This window comes from Dactylosporangium sp. NPDC051485 (genome assembly GCF_040682015.1).
Classification (GTDB): Bacteria; Actinomycetota; Actinomycetes; order Mycobacteriales; family Micromonosporaceae; genus Dactylosporangium.
Genome location: NZ_JBFAZW010000057.1, coordinates 18,072 through 30,509 on the forward strand (window position 1 = coordinate 18,072; position 12,438 = coordinate 30,509).

Sequence of the window (12,438 nt, forward strand, 5' to 3'; positions counted from 1 at the left end):
GCTTGACTCTCCTCTTACTGGAGGGTCCAGGATCGGCGGCATGAACATCGGCGAGCTGTCGCGCCTCACCGGCCTGCCGGTCAAGACGATCCGGTACTACTCCGACGTCGGCCTGGTCCCGGAGGCCGAGCGCTCGGCGGTCGGCTACCGCCGCTACGACCACGCCGCCGTCGTCCGGCTGGAGTTCGTGCGGACCCTGCGCGAGCTGGGCCTCGACCTCGCGACCATCCGCCGGGTGCTCGACCGCGGGGCCGACCTGCGCGGGGTGGCGGCCGGCCACGCCGAGGCGCTCGGCGCCCAGATCCGCGTGCTGCGCCTGCGCCGGGCGACACTGCGCGCGGTGGCCGGCCGCGACGCCGGCCCCGAGGACCTGGAGCGGCTGTCGAAGATCACCCAGGCCGGCGCGGACGAGCGGCGGCGGATCGTGGACGAGTTCTTCGACAGCATCTTCAGCGACGTCGCCGCCGGCCCGGAGGCCGAGCGCTTCACCGCCGGGATGCGCAGTGTCTCGGCGGACCTGCCCGACGAGCCGACCGACGAGCAGGTCGACGCCTGGATCGAACTGGCCGAGATGCTGCGCCGGCCGGACTTCCGCGACAGGCTGCGCGAGATGGGCCGGCGCAGCTTCGCCCCGGGCGCCAAGCGGGTCGTGCCCACCGACATGACCGAGATCAAGTGGTTCGTGGACCTGATCGCCGCCGCCCAGGACGAGGGCCGCCCCGACCCGGCCGCCGTGGTCGACGAGGTGATGGCCCGCTGGGCCGAGGCCGCCGGCCGCCCCGACTCCCCGGAACTGCGGGGCGAGGTGATCGAGGCGCTGGAGCTCTCGGTCGAGCCGCGGGCCGAGCGCTACTGGCAGCTCATGGCCACAATCAACGGCTGGCCGCCCATCCCGGCCACCATGCACAGATGGGCCTGGTTCCTTTCGGCCCTGAAGTCGGCCGAAGATCGGTAGCGCGAGCGGGGCGCCCGACACCACGGCCTGAATGGAACAGCTGGGCGTTTTACACGAAATGTCGGGCGCTGGCGCGCCACGACATTTCGGATTTATAACCTGACGGGGTATAAATCCGATAAGTCGCGGCGCGGAGCGCCCGACTTATCGTTTTCAGGGCTTACGCCCGACTTGCAGAGCGCCCGGCTTGCCGCTTTTAGGGCTAACACCCCACTTGCGGAGCGCCCGGCCTATCGCTTTTCGGGGCTTACGCCCACTCGCAGAAGGGGCGGCCACGCGGCGGAGTCGCCGCAAGGGCGCGGCGACTCCCCGACGTCTCTGTCAGTTGGTCAGCTTCGCGGCGATCCGGGCGAAGCCGGCGCGAATCTCGTCGACCGACGGCGGCTCGTGCGTGTGATCGTCGTCATGATCGTGGTCATGGTCCTCGAAGCCGGCCAGCTCCGCGTCCAGGGCCGCGGTCTCCAGGTCCTCGTTCTCGGCCGCCATCCGCGAGGCGGCGATGTCGCCCTGGATCTGGTCGACCGTCACGTGCGGCTGCAGCGGCTCGACGACCGCCATCAGCTCCTCGTCGGCCACCACGGCCTCGGCGAGGGCGAGGGCGTGCGCGCGCTCGTAGGGGCCGCACACGACCGGCTCCCACTCCTCCTCGTCGTTCAACGGGCCGACGGTGATGATCCACGGCAGGGTCAGCGCCGGCGCGTCGGCCGGCAGGTCCAAAGTCACGAGTGTGCCCACGGCGCCCATCATGACGGGTCCGGGCGCTCGGCACCCGCCGAACCGCCGGACGGCAGCACTCGCGCGGCGACCTCGGCCGCGTGCTCGGTCTGCGCGGCGGCCTGTTCGATCAGCTCGGCGGCGCGGCGGGCGGCCTGCACGTCGGCCCGCGGCGCGCCCCCGGCCAGGTCGATCGCCCGGCCGTGCGGGCTGGTGGCGGACAGCGCGGCGGCGAACAGCAGCAGCTGGTGCAGCAGGTACATGTAGAGCAGCAGGCCGATGGTGCCCGCCACCAACTGGTACGCCGGGTTGTGCTCGGTCCGGGTGATGTACCACCTCCCGACCGTCTTGAGCAGGCCGAGCCCGATCGCGAAGAGCAGCGCCGAGGGCCACAGGCGGCGCAGGGACATCCGCAGCCGGGGCACCCCGACCAGCAGCGCGGCGCCGAGGAACACGTCGACCACGCCCGAGAGGAGGGTCGACGAGGCGCGCAGCGCGACGCGCACCGGGTCCTGCCCGGCGTCGCCGGCCAGCCAGTAGAGCAGCTCCTGGACGCCGGCGAAGATGCCGATCGAGATCAACAGCAGCAGGCCGAGGCCGACCAGCACGGCGAGGTCGACCAGCCAGCGCACCACCGCGTTGCCGGGGTGCTGCTGCAGCTGCCACAGCGCCCGCTGCGACGAGCGCAGGTTCTCCACCCAGCCGACGCCGGCCACGATCAGGCCGACCATGGCCAGGAGGCCGATCTGCTGGCTGCCCGCGAAGATCTCGTCGGAGTGCAGCTGCGGCAGGTTGGCCTGCAGGTAGACCTGGACCCGCTCGACCACGAGCTTGTTGCCGCCGAGCACCCGGCCGAGGACGAAGAACAGCACGACCGCCATGGCGAACACGGCGAAGAAGCCGTAGTAGGCCGTCGCGGCGGCCAGGCGGCCGGCGTCGACGTCGAAGTACCGCTGCCCGGCCCGCCAGACGTGGTCGAACACCCGCGACCGGGCCCGGCCCGCGGCAACCACGCGATCGAACCCGGCCTCCAGCCGGTCGAGGGTGCTCACCGCTCAATCGTCCGCTGCGAGCAGGTACTCCGCATAGGGTCGCCACCGTCCGTCGCGATCATGTTCGAAAAGGGTGAACCCGCCGACGGGGAAGGTGGCCTCGTAGCCGGCGAGTTCGGCGAAGGTGGCGTCGAGCTGCGCCGCCGGCACGTCGTGGGCGACCGTGACGTGCGGGTGGTACGGGAACCGGGCCAGCGCCCGGATCGCGCCGGCCGCCAGCACCGCCTCGTGCAGCTGCTCGCACTCGCTGATGCCGGCCGCGACGGCCACGAACACCACCTGGGTGACCGGGCGGAACGTGCCCGTCCCGCGCAGGTGCACGGTGAAGGGCCGCTGCGCCCGGGCCACCTCGCGCAGGTGCCGGTGGATCTCCGGCAGGTCCGCGGCGGCGACCTCGGTCGGCGCGAGCAGGGTGACGTGGGCCGGCACGGTCTCCGCGACCGTGTCCCCGGCCGCCAGCCGGGCGGCGGTCAGCTCGCCGCCCCACGGCTCCGGGATGTCGATACGGACGCCTATGGTGGTCCTGTCCACCGTTACTGCGCGGCAGCGCCGGGGGCGAGGAAGCCGATGCGGTCGTACACGGACGCGAGCGTGGGCGCCGCCACCGCGCGGGCCTTCTCGGCGCCGATCGCCAGCAGCTTGTCGAGCTGGCTCGGGTCGTCGAGGTAGGTGCGGGTGCGCTCCTGGATCGGCTTGACGAACTCGACCACGACCTCGGCGAGCTCCTTCTTCAGGTCGCCGTAGCCCTTCCCGGCGTACGACTCGACCAGCTCCTCGATCGTCCGGCCGGTCAGCGCCGCGTAGATCGTGAGCAGGTTGGACACGCCGGGCTTGTCCACCGGGTCGAAGAGGATCTCGCGGCCGGTGTCGGTGACCGCCGACTTGATCTTCTTGGCGATCCGCGACGGCTCCTCCAGCAGCTCGACCAGCCCGTTGGCGGTCGAGGCCGACTTGGACATCTTGGCCGTCGGCTCCTGGAGATCTGTGATCTTCGCCGTGTCCTTGATGATGTACGGCGAGGGCACGGTGAACGTCGGCCCGAACGTCGTGTTGAAGCGCTGGGCCAGGTCGCGGGTCAGCTCGAGGTGCTGGCGCTGGTCCTCGCCGACCGGCACGGCGTCGGCCTGGTACAGCAGGATGTCCGCCGCCTGCAGGATCGGGTACGTGAACAGCCCGACGCTGGTGCGGTCGGCGCCCTGCTTGGCCGACTTGTCCTTGAACTGCGTCATCCGGCTGGCCTCGCCGAAGCCGGTCAGGCAGTTCATCACCCAGCCCAGCTGCGGGTGCTCCGGCACGTGGCTCTGCACGAAGAGCGTGCAGCGCTCCGGGTCGAGCCCCACGGCCAGCAGCTGGGCGGCGCTCACCCGGGTGCGCTTGCGCAGCAGCGCCGGGTCGTGACCCATCGTGATCGCGTGCAGGTCGACCACGCAGTAGAAGGTGTCGTGCGTCTCCTGCATGGCCACCCAGTTGCGCAGGGCACCGAGGTAGTTGCCCAGGTGGAACGAGTCGGCGGTGGGCTGGATGCCGGAGAGCACCCGAGGCCTGGCGGGAGACGACATGCCGCCATTCTGTCAGGCGCAACCGCGGACGCCACACAGGCGTCTGTCTGGGTAGCGTGACGGGTGAGCCGAGGGGGTGGCACGTGGGCGACGAGCTGGAGGCACGCGAGGCCGTACGCGACGCGTACCAGGCCCATTACCGCCGCCTGGTGGCCGCCCTCTACGCGCTCACCGGCGACCACGCCGAGGCCCAGGACCTCGTCCAGGAGGCGTACGCGCGGGCCCTCGCCCGGCCGCGGCAGTTCCTCGACGTCGCCGACCCCGAGGCGTGGCTGCGCACCGTGGCGATGAACCTGGCCCGGACGCGCTGGCGCCGGCGCCGCCTGTTCGACACACTGGTGCGCAGCGGCCGGGTCGCCCGACCGGTGGAGAGCGTGCCGGGCGTCGACCCCAACCGGGTCGCCCTGGTCGCCGCCCTGCAACAGTTGTCGCAGGCCACGCGGGAGACGATCGTGCTGCACCACCTCGCCGACATGTCCGTGCACGAGGTCGCCGAGGCGCTCGGCGTCCCGGTCGGCACGGTCAAGGCCCGGCTGTCCCGCGGCCGCGCCATGCTCGCCACCCTGCTCAGCGACGCCGACGCGAGCGACGACGCCCAGCGCCGCCGCCCCTACCTGCCCCCTGCGCCGGCGGAACGCCCGCAGGAGGTGCGGGATGCGCCCTGACCTGGACTTCCGCACGCTGCGGTCGCAGATCGAGGCGGCCACCTGGGTGCCCGACTTCACCACGCTCTACCGGCGCGCCGGGCGGGTCCGGCTGCGCGACCGGATGGCCGTGCTCGGCGCGCTGATGGGCACGCTCGGCGTCCTCGCGCCGGTCGCCCTGGCCGGGGCGTTCGGCCGGCCCGCGCCCGCGGTGCTGGGCCCCAACCCCGACCTGCCCGAGGCCTCGACGCCGGCGGTCACGCCGAGCGCCTTCAACAAGTTCCCGTCCACGGTCACCGTGGTGGCCGCCGCGGGCGACCTGCCCAACCTGGTCGCCGCGGTCGACGTCTGCGTCGAGGTGCCGCAGGCCCGGCGGTGCAGCCTGCAGGTCACCACGCTGGGCGACGACACCACCCGCCGCACGCCCTTCCTCGTCGACGCGCTGCGCGGCAGCCCGCTGGACAAGCTCTCCGGCGTCCAGATCACCCGGATCACGGCCGACACCTACATGCTCAGCGGCGAGGTCGGCGGGGCGTCGCGCTCCTGCGTGCGGTTCCGCATCTCCGAGGACGCCCGCGCGCAGGCCACCACCCAGCCCGGCCAGGTCGTGGTCGGGCCGAGCGAGCACCTGCCGCTCGGGGCGCAGGACCGGGTGGTGCAGTTGGTGCAGTACGGCGACCTGTTCGGCGTGCGTGAGAAGGACGGCGCGCTGAGCCTGATCGGCCAGCCGCCAATGGCCCGGCGCACGGTGGTCATCGGACAGCCGGCCGTGGCCGGGTGGTGGGTGGCCGGCGCCGACCTGCACACCGGGGCGCCGGCGGTGAGCGTGAGCAGGGACCAGGGCCAGCGCTGGACCACCCAGAGCCTGGACACCCCGGCCGGCATCGACGTGCCGACGGTGGTGACCAAGGACGGGCAGCAGGCGTGGGCCTTCGTGCGGTACAGGACCTCGATCCGCCTCTTCCGCACCTCCGACGGCGGCGCGAACTGGCGCGAGGTCCGCGACGCCGTCGCGCTCCCAGCGGCGCTGAAGTCGCTGGACAACCGGCCGTTCGGGGCGCTGATCCGCCCCGACCGCTCGCTGCTGCTGTGGGTTCAGGCGGACGCCACGACGTACTTCCTGGAGAGCAACGACGGCGAGCACTTCGCCGCCGGCAGCGGGCCGGGCGGTGCCATCGCCCCGGTCGACAACGGCTACGCGTCCCTGGGCACCTCGGCCAGGGTATCGACGGACGCCCACGCATGGCAGGAGGCCGCCCTGTCCGCCACCGTGCTGCCGAATTAGACCGTGAATCCGGGGAACCGGACGGCGGGCTCGGGGATCGTGGTGGGCGTGGGCGACGTCGCGGAGGTGTACCACGCCTGCTACCGCAGGCTGGTCGTGCAGCTCTTCGCGTTCACCACTGACCTCACCGAGGCCCAGGACGTCGTGCAAGAGGCGTTCGCGCGGGCCCTGGCGCGCCCGCGCGGGTTCGCCGGCATCGACAACCCCGAGGCCTGGCTGCGCACGGTCGCCGTCAACGTCGTGCGCCGGCGATGGCGCCGCCGCCGGGTCCTCGACCTGATCCTCCTGCGCGAGCACCCACTGGGCGAGCCGCCCGCCCCCGACACCGACCTGCGAACCGACCTGACCAGGGCGCTCGACGTCCTGCCACGCACCTTCCGGGAGGTCATCGTGCTGCACTACTACGCCGACCTCAGCGTCGACGAGATCGCCGCCACGCTGGGCGTCCCCGCCGGCACCGTGAAGTCGCGCCTGTCCCGGGGGCGGGCGGCGCTGGCCGCGCAGCTCGACGGCTACGAGGTGGCCCGTGCCTGACCAGAAGTCTCGCCCGTCCCGGGAGCCGGCGGCGCTGGCCGCGCAGCTCGACGGCTACGAGGTGGCCCGTGCCTGACCAGAAGTCGCGCCCGTCCCGGGAGCGGGCGGCGCTGGCCGCGCGGCTCGACGGCTACGAGGTGGCCCGTGCCTGACCGGATGGAGACCCGCCTGCGGGCCGAGCGCGACCGCCTCGACGGCATCGAGCAGCCGCCGCTGGCGGTCATCGCCGCCCGGGCCGCCGCCCTGCGCCGCCGCCGGCGCGCCGCGGCGGCCGGGGTGGCCGCGCTGGCCGCCCTCGCGATCGCCGGGACGGCGCTCACCGCAAAGCGCGCCGGCGACTCCCCGCCGCCGGTGGTGGCCGCGTCGGCGGCCGGCCCGGGCCAGACCTGGAGCGCCGAGGGGATCACCATCGACGGCCTGCCCGAGGCGCCGCGCGACCTACCCGGGTCGATCCGCGCCGCCGAGTTCCTCGACGCCGACCGGGGCTTCCTGCTCACCGCCGACTGCTGCCGGGCCTGGGTCAGCGCCACCACCGACGGCGGACGGACCTTTCGCACCCTGCCCTCGCCGATCGCCGGGGTGCCCACGCTCGTGGCCGGCCCGGGCGGCGTGACGATCGTCGGCCCCGCCCCGGCCTACCAGCGCGCGAGCACCGTCGACGGGGAGCACTGGGGTGCGCCGGTGGCGACCCCTCCCGGTCCGCCGGCCGCGCCCTCCGGCACCGCCCGGCTCCTGCCGCTCGGCGACGGGTGCGGCGCCACCACGGCCGCGGTCGACGGCGACACCCTCGCCCCCGTCCCGGCCCAGCCGCCGATCACGGCCTGCTGGTGGTCGCCGGTGCGCGCCGGCGACGGCGCGTGGTGGGTCGGCGGCCGCGACGCGGACGGGCGCCCGGCGCTCGCCGTGAGCCGGGACGCCGGGGCCACCTGGGCCGTGCACGCCTTCCCGGGCTTGCCCGCCAACGCCTACGCGCGGGCGGCGACGCTGGGCCGGACCGTCTTCGTCACCGTGGTGAGCCCGCCGGACGCCACCGCCGGGACGGACCACCTGCTGGCGGTGGCCCAGTCGGTGGACGGCGGCGCGACCTTCGGCCCCGTCCACCCGACCGCGGGCCAGGCCACCATCGGCGGCGACGCCGTGCTGCTGCTCGACGGCCGGGTCCTGATCGTCGACGGGTACGGCCACTGGCTGGTCTCCGAGAACGGCGGCGCGTCGTGGCACCGCCTGGAAGGCCTGCACCCGACCCTCCGGATCGCCCGCACGCAGGCCGGCTACGTGGCCTACCAGATGTTCTCCGTCTACACCGCGTTCTCGGTCGACGGCTCCACCTGGCAGAAGATCAACGCCCAGTAAAAGCGGACGAAACGCAAGAGTCGGGCAAATGACCCGTCGGGCGAGAAGTCAGATAAGTCGCGGCACGGAGTGCCCGACTTATCGAATCTCCTCGATCAGGCGCGCCGCATGAAGGCCCAGGCGTCGGCGACCATCGTGGCCAGCTCCGGGTGCTGCGGAGTCCACCGCAGCTCCCGCCTCGCCTTCTCCGACGACGCGACCAGCCGCGCCGGGTCGCCGGGCCGCCGCGGCGCCATCTCCACCGGAATCGCGTGACCGGTGACCTCCCGCACCACCTCGACGACCTGCCGGTTGGAGAACCCGGTCCCGCTGCCGAGGTTGTAGACCCGGTGCCCCGGCCCGTCCATGGTGAACAGCGCCAGCAGGTGGGCCGCCCCCAGGTCGGCGACGTGGATGTAGTCGCGGATGTTGGTGCCGTCGAAGGTCTCGTAGTCGTCGCCGAAGAGCTGCAGCTTCTCCCGGCGGCCGGCCGCGACCTGCAGCGCGATCGGGATGAGATGCGTCTCCGGGTCGTGCCGCTCGCCGATCATCGAGCCGTCGGGGCGGCGCAGGGCGCCGGCGACGTTGAAGTACCGCAGGCTGACCGCCGCCAGCCCGTGGGCCGTCGCGTAGCCGGTCAGCGCGTGGTCGGCGGCGAGCTTGGAGGTCGCGTAGGGGTTGGGCGGGCGGACCGCGGCCGTCTCCGGGATCGGCACCTCGTCGGGGTCGCCGTACACGTTAGCCGTGGAGGAGAACACCAGGCGCCGCACGTCGGCCGCGCGCATGGCCTCGAGCAGGCGCAGGGTGCCGATCGCGTTGTTCTCCCAGTACTTCTCCGGCCGCTGCACGCTCTCCCCCGCCGCGATGAAGGCGGCGAAGTGCAGTACACCCTCGAAGCCCTCGGACGGCGTGAGGATCTCGCCGATCGTGTCGTGCACCCGGCCGCGCACGAACCGGGCCCCGGACGGCACCGCCTCGGCATGCCCGGTGGAGAGGTCGTCGAGCACCACCACCTCGTGACCGGCGTCCAGCAGCAGCGCGGTGACGATGCTGCCGATGTAGCCGGCGCCCCCGGTGACGAGCAGCTTCACGAGAACCTCCCCAAAAATCGACGTGTTCCAACAAATTTACACATCGCCCATGAGCCCGTGGGAGCCGGCCGCCTACACTTTGTGTCATGCCGGAGCCCGGCCAGTATCAGAATGGCCCCGGAACCATACGGCAGGCTGTGGCCGCCCTCCTGAGCCGCTGGGCGGAGCGTCTTCACGCTACCCCGGCGAACGCCCGGATATCCGAGGCTGAGCTGCGCACCCTCATCACGGTGAACTCGGGCACGGCGCACGTGCGCGAGCTGATGGTGCCGCGCACCGACGTGGTCTTCCTCGACGCGTCGCTGACCGTTCCCGACGCCATCCGCGCCATGCGGCGGGCCACCCACTCCCGCTTCCCGGTCATCGACGGCGACCCGGACGACGTCCTCGGCTTCGTCCACGTGCGCGACCTGACCCTGCCGCCGGCCGTCGACCCGGCCGCCACGTTGCGCCACCTCACGCGCGAGGTGAAGCGGCTGCCGGCCAGCAAGCGGGTGCTCGCCGCGCTGTCGGAGATGCGGCGGGAGGGCCATCACCTGGCCGTCGTCGTCGACGAGTACGGCGGCACGGCCGGCATCGTGACCCTCGAGGACCTGATCGAGGAGCTCGTCGGGGAGATCCACGACGAGTACGACGCGCCGCCCGCCCCGCCCCGGGTGGACGAGGTCGACGGCCGGCTCAACCTCGCCGACCTGGCCGAGCGCATCGGGCTGGCGCTGCCGACCGGTCCCTACGAGACGGTGGCCGGCTTCCTCATGGCGCGGCTGGGCCGGGTGCCGGCGGTCGGCGACCACGTGCGCCACAACGGCTGGCAGCTGCGGGTGAGCACGGTCGAGGGCCGCCGGGTGGCCCGGATCGCGGTGGCGCGGCCGGTTCCCCCGCCGCGCCAGCCGTCGTAGGGCCTGTTGCATACCCGGGTTCGTCTGCGTGCGGCCCACAAAGCCCGGCTACCGCTGCTTGCCCGGGACGTGCGCTGCGCCCCGGGGCCGGCCAGGCGTAGTGCGCCGGGCCGGCCTGGGCGAGGAATCTGGCCCGCCGCAGGAATGCGGCGGGCCCGAGACTCAGCCGGCCTCGATGATCATCCCGGCGCCGACCGTGCGGTTGGTCGACTCGTCGATGATGATGAAGCCGCCGGTGGTGCGGTTGCGCCGATACTCGTCGGCCAGCAGCGGCACCGTCGTGCGCAGCTTCACGCGGCCGATCTCGTTGAGCGAGAGCTGGGTCGCCGAGTCGTCCCGGTGCAGCGTGTTGACGTCCAGCCGGTACTGCAGCCCGCGGACCACCGTGCGGGCCGAGCGGGTGGTGTGCTTGATCGCATACTTGCCGCCCACGGTGAGCGGGCGGGTCTCGTCCATCCAGCAGATCATCGCCTCGATGTCCTGGGCGACGGCCGGCGCGTTGTGGGGCCGGCAGATCAGGTCGCCTCGGGCGATGTCGATCTCGTCGGCCAGCCGGATCGTTACCGACATCGGCGGGTAGGCCTCGGCCAGCTCGCCGTCGGCCGTCTCGATGTGCGTGATCCGGGTGGTGAAGCCGGACGGCAGCACCATGACCTCGTCGCCGGGCTTCATCACGCCGCTGGCGATCTGGCCGGCGTAGCCGCGGTAGTCCGACACCGTGGTGGACTGCGGGCGGATCACGTACTGCACCGGGAACCGCACGTCGACGAGGTTGCGGTCGGAGGCGATGTGCACGTGCTCCAGGTGGTGCAGCAGGGAGGGCCCCTCATACCAGGGCATGTTCTCGCTGCGGGTCACGAGGTTGTCGCCGTGCAGGGCGGAGATCGGGATGACCGTCAGGTCGGGCGCCTCGAGCTTGGCGGCGAACGAGGTGAACTCGTCCGCGATGCGCTCGAAGACCTCCTGCGAGTAGTCGACCAGGTCCATCTTGTTCACGCAGAGCACCAGGTGCGGCACCCGCAGCAGCGAGCACAGGAACGCGTGCCGGCGGGACTGCTCGACCAGGCCCTTGCGGGCGTCGACGAGGATCAGCGCGAGGTCGGCGGTCGACGCCCCGGTGACCATGTTCCGGGTGTACTGAATGTGCCCGGGCGTGTCGGCGATGATGAACTTGCGGCGGGGCGTGGCGAAGTAGCGGTACGCCACGTCGATCGTGATGCCCTGCTCCCGCTCGGCCCGCAGGCCGTCGGTGAGCAGCGCGAGGTTGGTGTATTCGTCGCCGCGCGAGCGCGACGTCGCCTCGACGGCCTCCAGCTGGTCCTCGAAGATGGCCTTCGAGTCGTACAGCAGCCGCCCGATCAGCGTCGACTTGCCGTCGTCGACCGAGCCGGCGGTGGCGAAGCGAAGCAGGTCCATCTGGCGTTCGATCACGGCGGTCATCTAGAAGTACCCCTCACGCTTGCGGTCTTCCATCGCCGCCTCGCTCACCTTGTCATCGCCCCGGGTCGCGCCCCGCTCGGTGATCCGGGTCGCCGCCACCTCGTCGATGACCATGTCAATCGTGTCGGCGTCGCTGCGCACGGCCGCCGTGCAGCTGGCGTCGCCGACGGTCCGGTAGCGCACCCGCTCGACGAACGGCGTCTCCCCGGCCTTGAGCGGCAGGAACTCGTTGATCGCATACAGCATCCCGCCGCGGTCGACGACCTCGCGGTCGTGGGCGTAGTAGATGCTGGGCAGGTCGATGTTCTCGCGGGCGATGTAGTGCCACACGTCCAGCTCGGTCCAGTTGGACAGCGGGAAGACCCGGATCGACTCGCCGGGGGCGATCCGCGCGTTGTACAGCGCCCACAGCTCCGGCCGCTGGTTGCGCGGGTCCCACTGGCCGAAGTCGTCGCGGAAGCTGAACACCCGCTCCTTCGCCCGCGCCTTCTCCTCGTCCCGCCGCGCCCCGCCGAAGAGGGAGTCGAAGCGGTACTTCTCCACGGCGTCCAGCAGCACCGGCGTCTGGATCCGGTTGCGCATGCCGTCGGCCGACTCGCGCACCATGCCGGAGTCGATCGCCTCCTGCACGCTGGCCACGATCAGCTGCACGTTGAGCTCGTTCACCCGCCGGTCCCGGTACTCCAGCACCTCGGGGAAGTTGTGACCGGTGTCCACGTGCATGACCGGGAACGGAATCCTGGCCGGCGCGAACGCCTTCTCGGCCAGCCGCAGCATCACGATCGAGTCCTTGCCGCCCGAGAACAGCAGCACCGGCCGCTCGAACTCGGCGACCACCTCGCGCATGATGAACAGGCTCTCGGCCTCGAGCGCGTCCAGATGGGAGACGCGGTAGGGCACGCGGCTCACGCGAGCACCTCCACTGCACCGAGC

13 protein-coding genes are annotated in these 12,438 nt (G+C 72.4%); 6 read left to right on the forward strand and 7 right to left on the reverse strand.

The genetic code is table 11. From position 1 onward, the window contains the following. Positions 1-40: 40 nt before the first annotated feature. Complete coding sequence (locus tag AB0M46_RS28905; protein WP_363340935.1) at positions 41-955, forward strand: MerR family transcriptional regulator; 915 nt, start codon at positions 41-43, stop codon at positions 953-955. Between the two features lie 321 nt (positions 956-1,276). Here the strand turns inward: AB0M46_RS28905 and AB0M46_RS28910 are convergent, their stop codons facing one another. From AB0M46_RS28910 to trpS, 4 genes are read right to left on the reverse strand one after another with little or no spacing between them, the layout of a single operon-like run. Next, the gene (locus AB0M46_RS28910) at positions 1,277-1,690 is read right to left on the reverse strand and encodes a hypothetical protein (RefSeq protein WP_363340937.1); all 414 of its coding nucleotides are present in this window, start codon (positions 1,688-1,690) and stop codon (positions 1,277-1,279) included. A gap of 8 nt (positions 1,691-1,698) precedes the next feature. Then, a complete protein-coding gene (locus tag AB0M46_RS28915; RefSeq protein ID WP_363340939.1) occupies positions 1,699-2,721 on the reverse strand; it encodes a YihY/virulence factor BrkB family protein in 1,023 nt (340 codons plus the stop codon). Positions 2,722-2,724: 3 nt separating this feature from the next. Beyond that, positions 2,725-3,252, reverse strand: coding sequence for a 2'-5' RNA ligase family protein (locus tag AB0M46_RS28920; RefSeq protein ID WP_363340941.1), 528 nt, complete (start codon positions 3,250-3,252; stop codon positions 2,725-2,727). 2 nt (positions 3,253-3,254) lie between these two features. Further along, entirely contained in the window at positions 3,255-4,280 is a 1,026-nt protein-coding gene (gene trpS / locus AB0M46_RS28925) for a tryptophan--tRNA ligase (protein WP_363340943.1), read from the reverse strand. A gap of 83 nt (positions 4,281-4,363) precedes the next feature. Here trpS and AB0M46_RS28930 point away from each other — a divergent pair, with 83 nt between their 5' ends. The 4 genes from AB0M46_RS28930 (at position 4,364) to AB0M46_RS28945 (ending at position 8,096) form a co-directional block, all read left to right on the forward strand. Continuing rightward, positions 4,364-4,945: a sigma-70 family RNA polymerase sigma factor gene (locus AB0M46_RS28930; protein ID WP_363340945.1), complete on the forward strand. Its 582-nt coding sequence runs from the start codon at positions 4,364-4,366 to the stop codon at positions 4,943-4,945. Beyond that, positions 4,935-6,209, forward strand: a complete 1,275-nt coding sequence (locus tag AB0M46_RS28935; RefSeq protein WP_363340947.1) for a sialidase family protein — start codon at positions 4,935-4,937, stop codon at positions 6,207-6,209. The genes AB0M46_RS28930 and AB0M46_RS28935 overlap by 11 nt, the downstream gene beginning before the upstream one ends. A gap of 48 nt (positions 6,210-6,257) precedes the next feature. Then, positions 6,258-6,743 (forward strand): sigma-70 family RNA polymerase sigma factor, encoded by a 486-nt coding sequence (locus AB0M46_RS28940; protein WP_363340949.1) that lies wholly within the window; start codon positions 6,258-6,260, stop codon positions 6,741-6,743. A gap of 144 nt (positions 6,744-6,887) precedes the next feature. Next, complete coding sequence (locus AB0M46_RS28945) at positions 6,888-8,096, forward strand: sialidase family protein (RefSeq protein WP_363340951.1); 1,209 nt, start codon at positions 6,888-6,890, stop codon at positions 8,094-8,096. A 95-nt stretch (positions 8,097-8,191) separates the two neighbouring features. Here AB0M46_RS28945 and galE read toward each other — a convergent pair whose 3' ends face one another. After that, positions 8,192-9,166, reverse strand: a complete 975-nt coding sequence (gene galE / locus AB0M46_RS28950) for a UDP-glucose 4-epimerase GalE (protein ID WP_363340953.1) — start codon at positions 9,164-9,166, stop codon at positions 8,192-8,194. A gap of 86 nt (positions 9,167-9,252) precedes the next feature. Here galE and AB0M46_RS28955 point away from each other — a divergent pair, with 86 nt between their 5' ends. Continuing rightward, entirely contained in the window at positions 9,253-10,065 is an 813-nt protein-coding gene (locus tag AB0M46_RS28955) for a hemolysin family protein (RefSeq protein ID WP_363340955.1), read from the forward strand. Between the two features lie 162 nt (positions 10,066-10,227). Here AB0M46_RS28955 and cysN read toward each other — a convergent pair whose 3' ends face one another. Continuing rightward, positions 10,228-11,505, reverse strand: a complete 1,278-nt coding sequence (cysN, locus tag AB0M46_RS28960) for a sulfate adenylyltransferase subunit CysN (protein WP_363340957.1) — start codon at positions 11,503-11,505, stop codon at positions 10,228-10,230. Further along, positions 11,506-12,414 carry a sulfate adenylyltransferase subunit CysD gene (gene cysD, locus AB0M46_RS28965; protein WP_363340959.1) on the reverse strand — a complete coding sequence of 303 codons (909 nt, stop codon included), beginning with the start codon at positions 12,412-12,414 and terminating at the stop codon, positions 11,506-11,508. Positions 12,415-12,438: the final 24 nt, after the last annotated feature.

Excerpts from the sequence above, each read along its gene's own strand:
- AB0M46_RS28905 (WP_363340935.1), top strand. The coding sequence starts at position 41 with ATGAACATCGGCGAGCTGTCGCGCCTCACCGGCCTGCCGGTCAAGACG.
- trpS (WP_363340943.1), bottom strand. The coding sequence starts at position 4,280 with ATGTCGTCTCCCGCCAGGCCTCGGGTGCTCTCCGGCATCCAGCCCACC.
- AB0M46_RS28935 (WP_363340947.1), top strand. The coding sequence starts at position 4,935 with ATGCGCCCTGACCTGGACTTCCGCACGCTGCGGTCGCAGATCGAGGCG.
- AB0M46_RS28955 (WP_363340955.1), top strand. The coding sequence starts at position 9,253 with ATGCCGGAGCCCGGCCAGTATCAGAATGGCCCCGGAACCATACGGCAG.
- cysN (WP_363340957.1), bottom strand. The coding sequence starts at position 11,505 with ATGACCGCCGTGATCGAACGCCAGATGGACCTGCTTCGCTTCGCCACC.